Source organism: Chitinophaga sp., from assembly GCF_017745275.1.
Taxonomy (GTDB): domain Bacteria; phylum Bacteroidota; class Bacteroidia; order Chitinophagales; family Chitinophagaceae; genus Chitinophaga.
This window is the reverse complement of record NZ_JAGHZS010000003.1, coordinates 170,436-190,150: the sequence shown is the minus strand read 5'-3', so window position 1 is coordinate 190,150 and position 19,715 is coordinate 170,436. Positions and strand designations below refer to the sequence as shown.

Genomic DNA, 19,715 nt, shown 5'->3' with positions numbered 1-19,715 from the left:
CTTTGTATTACGCTGATGAAGCATCATTATCTCATGAGTGTTACGTTACCTTTCTTGGTGATTACGGTGCCATCCTGCATAGTAGCTCTCAGGATGTATACGTATACGCCTACAGGTTGTTTCTGACCACTCATGGTACCATCCCATCCCTGACGCTGGTCTTTGGATGTGAATACCAACTGACCCCACTGGTTGTAGATTCTGAATTCCATTTGTGCAATAGCTGTTGAGTACACATACTCGATATCATTTATACCGTCACCATTCGGGCTGAAGAGGTTCGGTACAAAGATGTTATTGCCTTGCGGATTAGTGGTTTTACCTGTTACGGCTGTAGACAATGCACTGGTTTCACAGTCGGAAGCACCGATCGCTCTTACCCGTATGGTTGCGCTCTGGTTAGGTTGTAAGCCTGTCACCGTATGCGTTGTACCGTTTGGTCCTGAGCTTGGCGGGATGAAGGTCACACCGTTATCGAGTGTTACTTCATAGCGTTGTGCTCCGGTAACCGGTGCCCAGCGGAAGGTAATGGTAGTAGCAGTGGTGTTATCCACGGTAACTACCGGTGCCGGCAGCGGTTGTGCAATGTTTACTTCTACCACTGTTCTCTGGCCTGCACTGATACAACCACCTGTGGTAAATGCTTCCACATAGTAAGTAGTGTTGTTATTCAGCGCTGGTGTTACAAATGTGGCGCCGGTATATATTGGCGTTCCACCTGTAGCAAGGGTGTACCAGCGGAAGTCTACACCTGCAGTTGTTGAAGTAGCGATGAGTGTAGCTGTTTTACCTGGGCATACACCATTATCGTTACCCGTTACAGTTGGTTTACCTGGTGCCGGAGTAGCGATTACGCTTACTGCGGTGCGTGTTGGGCTTGAACAGCCGTTGCTGTTGGTTGCCTGCAGGTAGTACATCTGGTTTGCATTTACCGGAGGTGTAACATATGTTGCTCCGTTAGCTACCGCTGTACCACCTGTTGCGCTGGTGAACCATTGGTAAGTGAGCGCAGGATCAGGATTCAGTGCATTGAGTGTCACCGTTTGACCAGGGCAAGCCTGCAGGGTTGCATTCGCAACTGCTGGTGCTGTTGGTGACGGATTCACGGATACATTCACCTGTGTTCTGCTGGCACTTACACAACCACCGCTTGTTGAAGATTCCAGGTAGTATATGGTATTTGATGTAGGCTTGATGGTAAAGTCGCCACCGGTGAATACTGCTGTACCTCCTGTGAGTGAAGTGTACCATTTATAGATGACACCAGCTTGTTTGTTCTTCACTGTCAGCACACCGGTTTGACCGCTACATACGGTGATCGGATCTGCCAACGGTGCATCTATGGTGCTTACTACTGTTGCGGTTAATCCTTTACGTGCACTGCTGCATCCTGCGCCATTCAATGCTTCCAGGTAGAAGACAGTTGTTTGTGCGAGTGGTGCGGTAGTATATGCGTTACCGGTAGCCAGCAGCGTTCCGTTAGACGGTGCATCGAACCAGCGGTAAGTCATAGCAGGATCAGGATTAGTGATAGTAAATGTAGCTGTACCGCCTATGCAGGTAACTACATTATCCAGGTCTACTGTTGGAATTGGCGGAGCCGGATCAACAGATACGCTCACCGCTGTTCTGGTAGAGCTGGAGCAACCGCTGCCCAGGTTAGCCTGTACATAATAAGTAGTATTCTGTGTTACTACAGGTACACTGTATACAGGACCGGTAAAGAGCAATGAGCCATTTGTAGCCGCATCATACCATTGGTAGGTAATATTAGGCTGTACTGTTTTCACTGCTACAGTAACACCTGTACCTGCACATGTTTTGAGAGAAGATGCAACCACATCCGGTGCATTTGGTGCCACTACCACTGTTACGGTAGCTTTCACTCTTGCAGATGGATTACCACATTGACCAGTGGTACCGGTAGCTTCTACCCAGAAGTCCATGCTGGTGTTCAGCGGATTTGTTGTAAATACTGGTCCTGTGAATATAGCTGCACCACCGGCTGCCTGAGTATACCATTTATAGGTGATACCGTTGGTAGCTGAAGTTACACGCAGTGTAGCTGAAGTACCCTGACAAGTGGTTACTGCATTAGATTCCAGGATTGGTGTTGGTGCCTGACCTACGCCAATGGATATCTTAGTTCTCTGAGTGCTGCTACAGTTACCATTGCTGGCTTCTGCGTAGAAATCAGTGTTCGCATTCAATGCTCCGGTAGTGAAGCTGGTGCCTGTGAACAACAGGTTACCCGCAGCCGCTGCATCAAACCAACGGTAAGTAGTTCCTGCAACAGGATTTTGGATGGTCAGTGTTACATTTCCGCCCTGACAAACGAAGAGGGAAGAAGATGTTACCACCGGTGCAGTTGGTATACTGTTCACCTTAATAGTAGCGCTGGTTCTGGTGGCGCTTGGGCAGCCTCCATTCACCAATGCCTGTACATAGTAGGTGATGGTGCTATCCAGTGCAGTGATATTAAATACTGGTCCCTGGAATACCATGGTGCCTCCGGTAGCTGCATCGAACCATTGGTAGGTAGTACCTGCAGCTGGATTCTGGATAGCCAGTGAAGCCGGCTGACCAATACAACCCTGTACATTATTACTTACCAGGGTTGGAGCTGCCGGCACTGGTACCACAGATACCTTCGCGGCGGCGCGTGCAGATGGTTTACCACATTTCGAAGTATCACCGATCGCTTCTACATAGAAGGTAGTATTAGCGTTGATAGTTCCGGTGGTATAAATCGGGCCGGTGAATATTGCGGTACCGCCTGTAGCTGTAGTGTACCATTTGTAAGTGATGTTATTTACGGAAGAAGTCACCTTCAGTACCGCAGTACCACCCTGACAAACTGTTACATTATTGGATTCCAGGATTGGAGTTGGTGCCACACCTACGCCTATGGATACCTTGGTTCTGGTAGCACTGGTACATGTACCGGCGGATGCTTCTGCATAGAAGTCCGCTGATGCAGTAAGGCCTGTTACCTTATACACCGGTCCGGTGAATAATAATGTGCCACCTGTTGCCGCGTTGTACCAGCGATAAGTGAGGGTATTATCTGCATTTTGAACAGTTAAAGTAGCAGTGTCGCCTACGCAGATACTGATAGCTGAAGCGGATATGATTGGTACCGGTACATCGCGTACAGTAACAGTTACCACTTTCGCATTTGCTGCTGTGTTAGCGCACTTGTTAGCACCTTCTACTGTCACATAGTAAGAAGTAGTAGCGGTGATCTGTCCGGTGGTATATGATGGACCAGTAAACAGCAATGTAGTGAGTGCTGCGTCTTTATACCACTTGAATACAGGGTTGGTTACAGTAGTGCTGGTAGCGGTCAGTTTCACGGTACTGTTTGCGCAGATAGTTGAATCTGCCAGTACGATGTCTGCTGCTGTTGCGTTTGCATTTACTGTTACTTTCACTGCTTTCAATGCACCGGCAGCATTTTCACACTTGCCTGCATTGCTTACACTTACATAGTAGGTGTATGTTCCGGTAGTTAAACCTGAGATGGTCAATACACCGGCAGCGTTTACGCCCTGCGTGATTGGACCTGTTTTATCAGGGTTTGCATACCATTTGAATACTGGGTTCTGAACAGTTGTGCTGGTTGGCGTTAATACCGCCACGCCACCTGCGCAGACTACCTGGTCAGCCGCCTGGATGTCAGCCGCTGTGGATGCGCTATCTACTCTCAGAGTAATCTTCACGCGTCCGCTGTCATTGGTACAGTTACCCGCATTCACAGCATCCACGTAGAAGTTATAAGTACCTGCCGGCAGATTGGCTGGTGTAGTGTAAGTGTTACTATTTGCTGACAGTATTGCACCACCGGTTGCTGCATCATACCAGTTGAACTGAACACCAGCCACAGCTTTCACGCTGAGGGTTACAGGTGTATTCAGACAAGTAGATACATTGTTATTCACCGGCACTGGCACTGATGGTATTCCTTTCACCGTTACAATTACTGGTGCAGAAGCTGCGCCTGTACAACCATTCCTGGTAGCTCTTACATAGTAAGTATAAGTACCGGAATCGAGGGTAGTTGGTGTTACGAATGCGATGCTGTCGAGCAAGCGGTTACCTGCACTGTTGTACCAGCTGTATACTACACCCTGAGCAGGGTTCACAACGTTGAGTGTAGCTTGTTTTCCTTTACAGATAGTAGCGTTGGTAGCCTGTACAGTTGGTTGTACGATGGCACGTTGTGCGTAGTGGAAGTCTACCGCAGTCAGCGCACCTACGATGCCTGATTTCAGTTTCACTTCTACCGCATCAAATGCTTTCGTTGGAACAAATGACAGTACCACACCTCTGCTACCACTGAGCAGATCGAGATGGATCAGCGGATTAGATGCCACTACGGAGTCGCCCGCAGCATTACCGTTGTATGTTGTCAGTTGTACGCTGGCAAGTACCGCAGCAGAGAGTATCTGACCCGGATTAGACAGCATCACTCTTACTGTATCACCTGGTGTAGACAAGCCATTGAATGTCGCTTTTTCAAACACGCTGGCGTTGACTGCTCCGAGGTTAATAACCAGAGAAGATGCAGTATTCTTATTATTATCTACTGCGAGCGCAGGGTTGTAAACATTACCCAGTATGAGCAGACCAGATCCACCGATCGTTTGGCCTGTTGCGCCTTCGCAAGGCACCTGATCAACGCTGCCGCTTACGGTGAGTGCGTTCACAGCCACTCTCGCTGACTTACAGGTAGCTGCTCCTGGCAGGGCGGCTTCTACCCAGTAAGTAATCGTTCCTAATACATTAGAGGCAGGCGGTGCAAATGTAGATCCCTTGAACAAGGTATCGGTACTTGTTTGCGTAGCGAACCAGTAGAATTGGGCATTTGCAGTAGCTGCACTTGCTCTGAATACTGGTTGCTGACCTACTACCACTGTATCCGTTGTTGGTGTTACTGTTGGTGGCATCAATGCAGCAGCAGTGTTTACAGTTACGGCTGTTCTTGTAGCAGATACTGTATTACAGCTATCATTGATTGCTTCCACATAGTAAATGGTTTTGGTAGTAACGTTCACTACTTTGTAAGTGAAGCCACTGTCTGTATTCAGTTTAGCACCACCTTGTGCCACATTGTACCATCCATAAGTGTATCCTTTAACCGGGTTCACTACTGCGAGTACCGCATCGGAGCCAGCACATACATCTACGTTAGCAGCTTGTACCTGTGGCGCTGCCGGTGCCGCGGTTACTTTCACATCCACTCTTGCACGTCCTTTGCTTGCGCAACCATTTCTGAATGCTTCCACAAAGAAGGTAGTGTCTTTAGTGAGTGCACCGGTAGTGAAGGATACGCCATCTTTACCGGTGAGGTAAATACCGTTGCTGTTGTACCAGCGATAGGTAACTCCTGTTACCGGATTCTGTACATTCAGTGTAGCGGTATTTCCTGCACAAACGGTCACCTGTGCGGCCTGTACTGTTGGCGCTACCAGGGCACGCTGTGCATAGTTGAAGTCTATTGTAGTTAATGCTCCCGCAATACCTGATTTCAGTTTCACTTCTACGGCATCAAATGCTTTCGTTGGTACGAATTCAACGATCGCTTGTTTACCACCGCTCAGGAGTGTCAGTTTAATCAGCGGGTTATTGATGGCGACAGAATCACCTGGTGTGTTGCCATTATAAGTGGTCAGCTGCACACCACCCAGCAATGCTGCAGACAATATCTGACTTGGGTTAGACAGCAGCACTCTCACGGTGTCACCTGTTCCGGAGATACCATTGAATTTAGCCCTCTGCCATACCTGTGCATTCAGTGCACCCAGGTTGATCACCAGAGAGGATGCCGTGTTTGCATCATTGTCTACCGCCAGCGCAGGATTGTATACATTACCCAGGATCAGCAATCCGCTACCACCAATGGTCTGCGTAGAGGCTCCTTCGCAAGGTACCGGTTGATTTGGACCTGTTGGCCCGTATACTACCACTGCAGGCACCCTGATAGATTTACAAGTAGTACCACCGGTGAGGGAGGCTTCTACCCAGTAAGTAACAGTGCCTAATGTATTCTGCGTTGGAGGTGCGAACATCTGGCCGGTAAACAGGCTATCATTTCCTGTTTGACTACCATACCATTTGAATACCACGTTAGCAGCATTGGAAGTAGCTGTAAGTACTGCCTGTGTTCCAATAACCACTGTATCTGGATTTGGTGATACAACTGGTGCACTCAGTGCAGAAGAGAGTACAATACTGATGGATTGTCTTGGAGACGCTGCACCACAACTGCTTACTGCTTCTACATAGAATGTTGTATCTCTCATCACTGCAGGCACCTTGAATACAAAGCCACTGTCTGTATTCAGTTTAGTACCACCTGTGGCTACATTGTACCAGTTGTAAGTAAGCTGATGATCCGGATTAGTTACCTGCAACAGCGCGTCAGCACCTGGACAGATATTAACTGTAGCCGGAGCACCTGGTACAGCAGGAGCAGGAGATACAGTAACGCTTACCGGTATACGTTCAGGGTTTGGACAGTTGTTTGGTCCACCCAGTACGGCTACATAGTAAGTTATTTTTCCTGCTGTTTTCAGCGTATCCGTAGTATAAGTAGCCTGTGTACTTAATACGGTGGTGCTGGTAGAATCAGCATACCAGCGTACAGAAGTACCTGCTGCCGGAGTCACGGAAAGAGTTGCTTTATTATTTATGCAAACACTTGCATTAGTTGTATTTACTGTTGGTTTAGGATAGAAGATCCTTGCACCATAGATATCTATTGAGCTCAACAGGTTTGCCACACCGGTTAATCTTACTTCTACGCGATCGTAAGCAGCAGGTGCTACGATAGTTGCAGCAAACTGTTGCCCGTTGAGTAAGCGTAAAGTAAGCAGGCGTGATAAAGTATCTGCTTTCACCAGGGTATTGTTGTTGTACAGTGAAATCAATGTACCACCCAACAGGCTTACATCAGCCAGTCCGACAGATGTGGCCAGACGGATCCGGATACTATCTGTTGCTTTACCAGGATTCGGGAATATCAGCTGTTGATAAACTGATCCACCCAGTAAACCTACAGGGATAGACAACCTGGTGAAGTTAGTTTGAACACTATCGATATCGTTAGTAGGTCCATTTACACTACACAGTATACAGCCGAGGGTAGTACCGGAGTTCTGGCTGGTTGGCACATTACAATCCGGAGATGGAATTACTGGTCCTGTTACCACCACATGTACTGGTACGCGGGCAGAAGAGCAAGCGCCTGTAATTTGTACCGCTGCGAAGTAGGTATATGTACCTGGATTATTGAAAGGTCCTACCTGGATAGAAGCTCCTGTGCCTACTGGTGTAGTAGAAGTAGAATCACTATACCACACGATAGTAGCATTGGCACCCGCTACCGGTGTAGCATTCAGGGTAGCTTTCACACCAGTTTGTACTACTACGTCTCCGGTCACTACTGGAGCCGCTGGTGCGGTTACCACCTGTACAGTTGCTGCTTTCAGTGCGCCCGCAGGGTTTTCGCACTGGCCGGTACCTGCTACGCTTACATAGTAAGTATAGTTGCCGGCAGCGAGACCTGTAATGGTGAGTTTACCGGTAGCACTGTCTATTGCATATTTCACGGCGCCATTTACCAGGCCGTCGGTAATTGGTGCAGTTTTGTTTGCATCCTTGTACCATTTGAACACCGGTGCAGTAACGCCCGCTGCAGTTGGTGTAATCACTGCAGGGTTGCTGGTGCAGGCAGTAGTAGTATCTGCCACTGTAATATCACCAGCTTTGCTTACCGGGTTCACAGTAACGGTAACCGGTATGCGGTTAGGATTAGCACAACCATTTGCACCTACCGCCTGAACGTAGTATACAAAGGTACCTGCTGTTTTAAGGGTATCTGTTGTAAAGCTGTTTTGTGTGCTGAGTATAGCCAGGGTAGTAGAATCTGCATACCAGCGTACAGTAGTACCGGCTGCAGGAGTAGCAGCTAATACAGCAGGCTGACCAGCGCAAACAGTCACATTGTTAGTGGTGATTGTTGGTTCAGCTACTACAGCGCGTACACCATAGATATCCAGAGAATTCAACAGATTAGCCACACCGGTGAGTTTCACCTCTACTTTATTATAGGCGCCACCTGCTGCTATGGTTGCTGTATAGCGTGTACCGTTCAGTAATCTTAAGGTAAGCAACTGAGATAAAGTATGTGTGCTAACTACAGTATTGTTGTTATAAACGGTTACCACTGAACCTCCCAGCAATGATACATCCGCCAGGCCGCCTGGAGAAGACAGATCCAGTCTGATACTGTCAGATGATGCACCGGTAGCAGGGAAGATTAATTGCTGGAATACGGAACCACCCAATAAACCTACTGGTATATTGAGGCGGGTGAAGTTAGTGTTAACAGAGTCGATGTCATTAGTTGGATTAACTACGCTACACAGCACGCAACCCAAAGTAGTTCCGGTTACCTGGCTGGTAGGCACATTACAACTGGTTGGAATTACCGGACCAGTTACGGTAATGGTAATTGGCAGACGGCTGGATAAACAGCCACCTGCCAAGCTATCGCCTGCATAATAAGTATATACACCTGGATTTGTAAATGGAGGCAGGGTAATAGAATTACCGGTACCAATAGCTGCCTTGGTAGTGTCGCTATACCATACTACAGTAGCACCAGGAGCAGGAGATGCCACAATCGTAAGCGGCAATCCTGTAGTAACAGTGTAGTTCTGTACAACAGTAGGCGGAGCAGGTGCACCAGTTACATTAATAGTAGCTGATTTCAGATTACCCGCTGCATTTTCACAACGATTGCTACCAGATACACTTACATAATAAGTATGTGCACCTTGTGTTAAGCCAGTAACCGTGAGTTTACCAGCAGCGTCGATGGTGAAGGTTGCGCCACCTATTACAGTACCATTTATAATCGGACTTGTTCTGTTTGCATTTGCATACCATTTGAATACTGGTGCAGTTACACCCGGAGCAGTTGGAACCAGTGTAGCTGCACTTCCACCACAGGTAGCAGTAGTATCTGTTACTGTAATATCAGCTGGTGAACCAAGTGCATTCACTGTAACGGTTACCGGTATACGTTCCGGATTCGGACAGGTGCCATCTACTACTTGTACGTAGTAAGTAAAGGTACCTGCTGTTTTCAGACTGTCGGTAGTATAAGTAGGCTGGTTGCTCAGTGAAACGCCACCTGTAGAATCTTTATACCATTGTACAGTAGTGCCGGCTGCAGGAGTAGCAGTTAGTGTGGCTGGTTCGCCTGCACAAACAGTTACGTTGTTAGCTGCAATTGTTGGATTAGGTCCTACTGCACGTACATTATAAATATCCAGTGAGTTCAGCAGATTGGCTACACCGGTGAGTTTTACTTCTACTTTATTGTAGGCACCACCTGCTGCTACGGTAGCAACGTAGGTGTTTCCGCTGAGTAATCTTAAAGTAAGTAANTGAGATAAGGTATGTGTGCTGACAACCGTGTTATTATTATATACGGTAACTACTGCACCGCCCAGCAGGGATACATCGGCCAAACCGCCTGGTGATGCCAGTTGGAAGCGGATGCTATCAGTACCTGCCCCTGTGGTTGGGAATACCAATTGTTGATATACAGAACCTCCTAATAAACCTACCGGTATATTCAGACGGGTGAAGTTGGCCGGATCTGTATCGATATCGTTAGTTGGATTAGTTACGCTACACAGTACGCAACCCAAAGTAGTTCCGGTTACCTGGCTGGTAGGTACATTACAACTGGTTGGAACTACCGGACCTGTTACAGTGACAGTTACCAGTAAACGGTTAGAAAGACATCCACCACTTACACTGTCGCCAGCAAAATAGTTGTATACGCCTGGTGTAGTGAACGGAGGCAGTGTGATAGAGCTACCCCGACCAATAGGTGCTTGAGTTGTATCGCTGTACCAAACTACGGTGGCACCGGCAGCAGGAGAAGCCACTAATGTAAGTGGCAAGCCGGTAGTAACGCTATAAGATTGTACTAATGTTGGAGGTGCTGGTGAGCTTACTACTTTAATGGTAGCTGCTTTCAGGCTACCTGCTGCGTTTTCGCAACGGTTGGTTCCGGAAACGCTGGCATAATAAGTATAGTTACCTGGTGCTAATCCAACAACACTAAGTTTACCAGTGCTGTCTATTGTAAAGGTAGCTGCGCCAATTACTGTTCCGTTAACGATCGGAGAAGTTTTGTTGGCGTTAGCATACCATTTAAATACAGGAGAAGTTACACCTGCAGCAGTTGGTGTAAGCACTGCAGCGGCGCTACCACAGGTAGTGGTAGTATCTGGCAGTGTAATATCTGCAGCAGTACCCAGTGCATTCACGGTAACAACTACCGGAATTCTTTCAGGATTGTTACAAGTACCATCTACCACTTGTACATAGTAAGTTACCTTACCAGGTGTATTCAATGTAGTAGTGGTATAAGTAGCCTGATTGCTGAGGGAGGTAGCGGTGGTAGAATCTGCAAACCACAATACGCTTGTTCCCGGAGCAGGAGTAACAGATAATGTTGCAGTGGATCCTACGCAGGTAGAGAATCCAGCCGGATTAATAGTTGGATTGGCTCCCACGGCGCGTGCGCCATATATCTGCAAGGCATTCAGCAAATTCACGGTACCTGTCATCAGGATCTGTACGCGATCATAAGGACCTGTTGCCGGAATGCTTACTGTATAGCGGTTGCTGCTCAGCAGGCGCAGGGTAAGAATCTGCGAAAGGGTATCCCTTCTTACAACAGTAGTACCATTTGCGATGGTAATAATGGTACCACCCAGCAGGCTTACGTTTGCGAGCGGAGCGGATGTACCCAGTTCTAACCGGATACTGTCTGTTGCAGCACCAACGGCGGGGAATATCAATTGCTGATAAACCGATCCACCCAACAGTCCTACCGGAAGATTTAGCTGAGTATAGTTGGCTGGATTTGCATCAATATCATTGGTAGGATTATCTACACTACATAAAACGCAACCCAGTGTTGTACCGGTTACCTGGCTGGTGGGCACATTACAGTCAGTGGTTGTTACCGGACCTGTAACAGTTACTACTACGGGTACACGATATGATTCACATCCGCTGGCAGTTCTTACACCTGCATAGAAGGTATAAGTGCCTGGTGTGCTGAATGGACCTACCTGGAAGGATGTACCTGTTCCGATTGAAGCCAGCGTGGTATCACTATACCAAACTATAGTGGAGCCGGCAACGGGAGCCGCAGTAAGCGTTACCGTTTGGCCGGTTGGTACAGAGAATGCCGGGGCCACTGAAGCCGGAGCAGGGCCGGCACCTACTGTTACCGTTGCCTGTGCAAGGGTATTGGCCGCATTTTCACAATGATTACTGTCGGAAACACTTACAAAATAATTATAGGTACCTACAGCCAGACCGGTAATAGATAATTTACCGGTAGTATCAATACTATATTTCACGGAGCCTTCTACCAGGCCATTGGTAATGGCAGTAGTTTTAGCAGCATCTTTATACCATTTGAATACTGGTTTTACATTCGCGGTAGTAGAAGTAGGGGTCAATTTGACTGTATCACTGGTACAGGAGGTGGTATTAGCTGGTATAGTGATATCAGTTGCTATAGCAAAATTATTCACTTTTACCGTTACCAGCGTCTTAGCCGATTCTGTAGAACAGTTCAATCTTTTAGCAGATACATAATAACGGAAAGTTCCTGCAACATTCACTGCAGGATTAAAGCTGGTACCACTGCCAACTACGGTAGTTTGCGTAGAGTCGTACCAGGTATAAGTAAGTCCCGCATCGGGGCTACTTATATTTAATGTAATGGGATTATTTAAACAGGTAGTTCGCAACGCGCCTCCACCTGTTACGGGTCCGGCCGGGAATCGTTGTATTTCATGGACTCGTATCGACGAGAGGGCGCCGGCGACGACTGCTCCCAGCATTACTTCCACACGATCGAAAGGTGCAGAAGGCTGGAAGGTGAGTGCTTGTAATCCACTACCGTCATCTAATAAAGTGAGGTGTAAAAGTCCGTTGGAGCCAGTAATATTATCTACGACGTTCGGGCCGTTATAAGTAATCACTTTAACCGAGCCGAGTACCTGTAATGAGATCAAAGAACCGGAAATAGAGCTAATAACGCGTACAGAGTCGCCCAGTTTGGAGAGGCCGGGGAATACGGCAGTTACTTGTGCACTGCTATTCAGCAGGCCAACGGCGCTGCTCAATGTAGCATAGTTAGTAGGAGAAACGATACCGTCGCCTGCCTGCGCCGGATTAGTAACACTTCCTAATGCACCAATAGAGCCGGTTATACCATATAATACGTCGATAGGTTTATCACATGCAATAGTGCTGGATGCCGGCACATTATAATAGGCAGCATATACATCAATACTGCCTGCAACGCCGGCCAATCCGCCATCTACGGTAACCCTTACACGATCATATGTTACGCCGGGAGGAGCCAGGAATATTTCTGCCTGGTTGCCACTGGCGAGTAGGCTTAGTGTAGCCTGGCTGGCAAATGCGGTATCACCTACCGGGGTAGATCCGTTGAAGGCTTGTACATATACACCTCCCAACAGTTGCAACGACACTATGTTACCAAGGGTACCGGAAGCGCCTATCTTTACTATTGCGGGTGTATTATTGGTAATCGGTGCCGGAAAAATCAGATCCTGAGATTCCGTAGCACCGAGTAAGGTGACCAGTGTATTAATTGTTGATGCGGTATTCAGGGAGCCATCCACTGCCTGTGCGGCGCTGGCAACATTACAACCTACGCAAAGCCCGGTGGCTCTGTTGACCTGTGTGGTCGCATAAGTCCGTGTAGTATATGTCTGCGCCCAGCCCTCTTTAGCGCTTATACCAAATAGTAGGAGCAATACCAGCAGACTTTTCCAGGCCAGTGAACCGGCGCTGAAACAGATATAGGCAAAGCTGGTTTTAGCAGTAGCCGTTCCCTTTGGGTGAGGGAGAGAACAGAGAGCAGTAAAAGGGCTATTAGGAGTAGCTTTTGAATGCATAGCATCAAATATTTGAATAAAAATTGTTCAGTTTCATTGCATTACAACAAAACTCTATTGGAGGCAGGCAGGTTAGGAATTTCTTGGGGAAGGGATACTGGTTGATAAAAAAAGTATACTTCCTTGCGTATTTTGTTAAAAGAATGTTACAAAACGGTACGAATGTATACTGAAGGGGTGGTTTATTGAAGGCTCTTTTTGTTCATTCCATTTTCACAGTTCACTTTGTTCAATCTTAATATTTCCTGTTCATTTCGTTCATTCCACATTTCCGATTGGCCGACTTTGGGGAACTGAGCAGTTTAGGGCGCCTGATCCCGCTACGATTGATTATTTTTTTTTGACCAACCGAGAAATATTTAAGAACCTTTGCCGGACGGTCAAAAAACAAAAAAATAATATATAATAATATTTCATACAATAATAGTATATTGTAATACTCATATTTATATATGGTATTCAGATTATAATTAAAGTGCGCGCAAATCTTATTTATTATTTTTATATATATAATTCAATCTAATATTTTCTGTTCATTTTGTTCATTCGTCGATTGTTAAATCTAAACGCAGATACCATACGTAATTAAAAAAGTACCGACAATTCGAAAATCCATTTTATTGTCCCCTATGATTGATCTATCCTATGACTTTATCGTCACCCTGCAGAACGAAGTTTTGCGTAGGTTCGGTGTTGAAGTCATACTACCAGGAGATTGCAAACATCTCTCTCAGTCCATATTGGATGACACCACGAAACTGGTGAGCGAAACTACGCTCAAACGGGTGTTTGGTTTTGCTGTGGCGCAACACAGCTTCTCCAGATATACGTTGAACACACTTTCGCAATACTGTCAGTATAAAGACTGGGACGATTTTCAGCAACATCATTACAGGATACTCAACAGTGAACCCATGTTCACCGGCGAAAACCCGAATGTTCCTGTATTTGATCCAACCAAGTGGCTGGACCTCAAAAGTAAAGCGGATGCGGTTTCCCACTACACCATCCTTACCCTCAAAAACCGCTCAGGTATTGCCTTCCCGTACACCGTACACCGGCCGTATTGTAATGCACATATTGAGAAGTTCCTGGAAAGCGATTATGCAGCCACTGCGTTAATTGCTCCCTCCGGATGGGGTAAATCACTCGCCCTCGTTCACATGGCAGAACACTGCTGGTTTGGAAGAGAAGCCCGGTATAAAAGAGATATCTGCTGGTTTATTCACGCACATGCGGCCGGTAGCCTGCTGCTGAAAGGCTTTTCCCTTTCTACCTGGCTGGATAATCAAATGAACCTGGGCAACGGCGAGAACTTCCGCGAATACTTCGCCAGTCATTTCGATAAGAAAGGAGGACGCCTTATATTAATAATAGACGGGTTCGATGAAATTGCAGTAGCCGGCGAAAAACTCCGGGTACTTTATTCCAAACTGGAAGACTTTGTATATTCCAACGACCTGTATCCATGGGTGAAAGTGATTCTTTCTATCCGGAGCAGCACCTGGGCAGAAATATTTCAGCACTCCCAACAATATCCTGCCTTCCGGCGCTATTGGTACCTGGGCGCCGAAATGGATGAAGAAACCAATATTAATATGCCTCAGCTGACAGAGCAGGAGGTGAAGTCCATATTATATAATCATCAATTTGATCCTGCCACTGTACGCCTGTTTTCTGAAACCTTTCTTCAGAAATTAAGGTATCCATATTATCTGCAGTTGTTCTGCCAGTTAAATACAGGCCCGGATCAAACATTTGTAGATGAACACCTCAGTTTATTTGAGATTGTTTCGCGATTTATTCAAAACAGGGTATTCAACTCGCAAAGCAATTCTTTCAAAATAAAAATTATTGAAAAACTACTGACCCTGCTGGATCTCGGCAGAACCGGTATTTATACAGATAAAAACCTGTTACTCACCCAGAATGCCGAATTATTCCCCGCTTACAAGGAATTACTGGCAGATAATATCCTGGTAGAAGAAAACCTGAGCCAGGAAATTATGTTCAACGTAAAGGTGCGTTTCGCCCATACCATGCTGCTGGAATATTTTGTGGCGATGCATTACCTGAAACAAAACGGCCAGGAAATTAATGAATCCCTGCTGATGGCCATACTGGCGCATCTGCCGCAATCTCCTTACCGGATCGGTGTTTTCAGATGGCTGTTACGCTATGCTATCAATCATGCCCAGATAGATGGCATCATCAAAATGTTGCATTTACCATTATCCAATATAGAAAAATCCCATCTGCTGGAATACCTCGTACTACATTACCAACATGATGGCAACAACCAGGGAGAACTTAAATCTATCTTCCCGGCAGGGTTCTTTAAAAAGAACATGATAGGCCCCTTTATCAGCGATGAATTTATTCATTTCAGAAAAAGGAAAGTTCTAACAGCGCTGCTGGGATTGGCGGAAGCCCGGGAAGATAAGCTTAAAATCAGGAGCAAACTCTTCACCATGGCCCTGCTTCAACTGGATGCAGAACAATGTGAAGTAGAGCTTAACAATATTAAAAAGATATACAATGCAGATGAATTCGAAGATGAACTGTGGGTAACTCCTTATGAAATACAGTTGTTCATTTATGAATTCCTCAAATTTGGTATCGTTAATGAAGATATCCGGGAGAAGATCTACAACTATTTCCGGTACTGGACAGGCGCTAAAGGCGGAAAAAAACCAATCACCGAACCACAGGAAATTGTATTCCGGAATATGGGCATTGTATTTACCCTGCTGGAAGATCATGAACACCTGCTTAATTTCACCACCAGTATTTTTGAAACATACCCTTCCTTACAACACCGCAAAACAGATTCTCTCCGTTTGACACTCCTCTGCTGGCAGGCACAAGCCTACCTTGGCTTAGGGCAAACGGCGTCGGCTGCACGCATTTGCAGACATACTGACCAGGTAATTAAGAAATATTCCTCCGACTATTTCGGCGGCAAATACCTTGAATCTGTACAGAAGTTGTTATACGCCGGTGTTTATTTTAATGAACACGAATTCAACAAGGCTATCCGCACTGCTGAAACAGCTGTAGAGAATGCACAAAAGCTGGATTTCAAAGTACTGGCGCTGATGAACTTCGGTTTGCTGAATAAAATCTATCAGCAATTGCACATGGATAAACAAAAAAATGATACCGTGCAGCAAATAGAACTCATCAGAAAAAGTACTTCCTTTAAACAGGCCGTTTCAAATTTTGCACGATAATTATGGCATAATTTTGCTTTATTGCGTAGCATAATGGCCATTGACGAAAGTAAATACACGAGGGTACAGTTACTACTGCTCAATTTATTGAGCCTGTTAACGTTAGCATTACTAGCACCTTACATCAACCGTTTTATTCCGCCACTGGTTGCCAATGGATGGCATGTAGACCTGTTGGTAGCTGTGGCTGTGAGTTTCTGCGTGGTTTACCTGCTCCGCTGGATATTCCGGCCACTTATTATCCCGATATTTTTACTGGCTTGCAGCGTAATGGTATTTAATAAATATACCGGACGCTATACCTTCAGCAATGTACTCAACGATTATAAAGGCATGGTGCAGGGTAACCTCGGCGCCAAAGACAGCAAACAGCTGGATATCCTTAGCTTTTATCCCAGAAGGGTAGAGAGCTACCGCGATAAAACGGTTAGGGGTATACGGGAAAAAGTTAATTTCCAGGATTCCGTTGTCCGTAACTTCTCTGTACAACATTCCCTCGATTATTACGACCAATATTTCTATAAATACGGAAAAATCACCCGTTTTCTCTCGCTATTCCGCTACATCAATAATCATTTTAAGTATGTACTGGATTCCCGGCGCGATGAATATTTTGCCACACCACAGGAAACTATTAAAAATGGACTAGGCGGCGACTGTGACGATCACTCCATTTTAATGACTTCCTGCCTGCAATCTATTGGCGCCCGCTGCCGTATTGTACTGATCAAAGGGCATGCATATCCGGAATTGTATTGCGGCGACCGTGAAGATTTTGAAATTATGAAGCAGGCTATTGTTACCCTTTTCCCGAAGCCTGTGGTAACGGAAATATATTACCACGAATTAAAAGGTGAATACTGGATTAACCTGGATTACACCGCCCGGCATCCTGGCGGCCCTTACATGAATGATAAAGTTTATGCACTGATTGAGCTCTGATCCTTAAATTTGCTGCATGAGTAAATTTAGCCGCCTTAGGAAGTACCATCACTTTTTTCGATTTAAAAAGGATTTCGAACAGAATAGTTTAAGGCGCGCTAAAAGCTATGAATTGGTGCTACACTGGCTTCACGGGAAAATGAACCGGCAGCAGTTCCTGTTGCTGTCTGGTATATTAGTAGGCTGTAGCGCAGGATTAGCCGGCGTTGTCTTAAAAAGCCTTGTTCATTATATTCATTATGTTATCACCTACAAAGTACATTTCCAGACACAGGTAATTTTTTACCTCGTGTTTCCATTCCTGGGAATTGTGCTCACCACTTTAGTAGTGATCTGGTTTTTTAAAGGTCAGTCGAGAAAAGGTATTCCCGCCATATTACATGAAATAGCACTAAACTCCAGCCTGATCCCACCAGTGAAAATGTATTCCCAGATTCTGCAAAGTGCCATCACTGTAGGATTGGGAGGTTCCGCCGGCCTGGAAAGTCCGATTGCCGTGACCGGTGCCGCGCTGGGTTCCAATTTCGCACGCACCTACCATCTTGGCTATAAAGAACGAACGCTGCTATTGGCCGCGGGCGCTACCGCAGGTATTGCTGCGGCTTTTAATGCCCCAATAGCCGGGATGATGTTTGCTTTCGAGATATTATTGACCGGCGTAGTGTTTTCCGATTTCATGCCTTTGATTGTGGCTGCAGTATGTGGTAGTTTGTTATCGAAAATAATTTTACAGGAAGAAGCCCTCTTTCATTTCGAATCACGTGTAGCCTTCAATTATCACAATGTTCCCTACTATATAGCCCTGGGAATTATCAGTGGATTTTATGCGAGGTACTATGTAGTCATCTCCAAAAAAATAGAACAATTTTTCCATCACCTTAAATGGACAGCCTTACAGCGGGCTATACTCGGAGGAATCCTGGTATCGGCACTTTGCGTGGCCTTACCACCTTTATTCGGGGAAGGATATACCAGTGTAAAATCGCTGGCCTCCGGCAATGGAGAAGCTATTTTACAGAACAGTTTTTTCAGGTATCTCCCGATGCAAAGCTGGATGCTGTTAGCATTTACCGGTTGTGTATGCTTACTGAAAGCACTGGCTGCGTCCGTAACTATCCAAAGTGGCGGCAATGGCGGTAACTTCGCCCCATCGCTGTTTGCCGGCGGGTTCCTGGGCTTCTTTTATGCCATGGTATGTCAGCAAATGGGGCTGACCAATATTCCGGTGACGAACTTCGTTATTGTAGGAATGGCAGGAGTAATGGCCGGTGTGATGTATGCGCCACTTACCGCCATCTTCCTGATTGCTGAATCCAGCTCTGGATATGACCTTTTTATTCCGTTGATGATTGTTTCCACCATTTCTTTTTTAATGGCAAAATGGTTTTCCCCCATTTCACCGGAACTCCAGGAACTGGCCAAAGAAGGGAAAGTATTTACCCGGGCGCACGACAAAAACATCCTTCTCCTCCTGAAAATGGAAGATGTAATCGAAAAAGATGTGCAAATAATTACTATTGATGCTACGCTACGGCAGCTTATTGAGCTGGTAAAAGAGGGACATAGAAATATTATTGCCGTGATTAACCACCAGCAACTATTTGCCGGCATTATCACATTAGATGATATCCGCCCGATTATGTTCAACCCGGAACTTTATGACATTGTAACGGTTAAAAAGCTGATGCAGGCGCCACCAGCCGTTGTATCTTTGAAAGATAATATTGACACGGTCATCAAAAAATTTGATGACGTACAAGCCTGGAACCTGCCCGTAGTACAGGATAAACGGCTGATAGGTTTTATCTCCAAGTCTAGTATTCTCAATAAATACCGGTTATTATTACAGGAATATTCTGAAGGATAACATTGCTTTTTCATCAAACATCTGCTTTACAAATGGCCAAGGTTCTGATCAATTTTGCACACCCTGCACTGGAGAAGTCCAGGGTACACCTGCAGTTAGTACATGCCATCAAAAATATACCAGGCATTACTTTCAATGACCTTTATGAACAATACCCTGACCTGGATATCAATGTAGCGCGTGAACAAAAGCTGATGGAGCAACATGATATTATATTCCTGCAGCATCCTTTTTACTGGTATAGCGCACCCGCTATTATCAAACAATGGCTGGACCTGGTGCTGGAGCATGGCTGGGCCTATGGTCATACAGGGAAAGCATTGCAGGGAAAATACTTCGGGAATGTTATCAGTGCTGGTGGTCCTGAACAATCTTATCACCCCGAAGGCCACCATGGGCATACCATACATGAGTTCCTGTTACCTTTTTCGCAAACGGCAAAATTATGTAACATGCATTACGTGGCCCCCTATGTAATTTATGGGGTGCACCGGCAGGATATTTCTGATATCAGGGAAGATGCTGCGGCATTAGCACAAGTATTGGAAATATTAAGCGACAAAAATTTTGATCCGGCACCATTACCTCGCCTGAATTATCTGAATCAAATTCTTCAACTACCCGCACAAACCCGTTAAC

5 protein-coding genes are annotated in these 19,715 nt (G+C 46.0%); 4 read left to right on the top strand and 1 reads right to left on the bottom strand.

The window, feature by feature from the left end; all coding sequences use genetic code 11:
* Nucleotides 1-26: 26 nt before the first annotated feature.
* Entirely contained in the window at nucleotides 27-13,034 is a 13,008-nt protein-coding gene (locus J7623_RS10235; RefSeq protein WP_291919836.1) for a gliding motility-associated C-terminal domain-containing protein, read from the bottom strand.
* A gap of 629 nt (nucleotides 13,035-13,663) precedes the next feature.
* Between J7623_RS10235 and J7623_RS10230 the strand changes: the two genes are divergently transcribed.
* The 4 genes from J7623_RS10230 to J7623_RS10215 all read left to right on the top strand — a co-directional run bounded on the left by J7623_RS10230 (nucleotide 13,664) and on the right by J7623_RS10215 (nucleotide 19,714).
* Nucleotides 13,664-16,267: a hypothetical protein gene (locus J7623_RS10230; RefSeq protein WP_291919834.1), complete on the top strand. Its 2,604-nt coding sequence runs from the start codon at nucleotides 13,664-13,666 to the stop codon at nucleotides 16,265-16,267.
* A 33-nt stretch (nucleotides 16,268-16,300) separates the two neighbouring features.
* A complete protein-coding gene (locus J7623_RS10225) occupies nucleotides 16,301-17,209 on the top strand; it encodes a transglutaminase domain-containing protein (protein WP_291919832.1) in 909 nt (302 codons plus the stop codon).
* A 115-nt stretch (nucleotides 17,210-17,324) separates the two neighbouring features.
* Complete coding sequence (locus J7623_RS10220) at nucleotides 17,325-19,076, top strand: chloride channel protein (protein ID WP_291919829.1); 1,752 nt, start codon at nucleotides 17,325-17,327, stop codon at nucleotides 19,074-19,076.
* Between the two features lie 32 nt (nucleotides 19,077-19,108).
* Entirely contained in the window at nucleotides 19,109-19,714 is a 606-nt protein-coding gene (locus J7623_RS10215) for an NAD(P)H-dependent oxidoreductase (protein WP_291919828.1), read from the top strand.
* The last annotated feature ends 1 nt before the right edge of the window (nucleotide 19,715 follow it).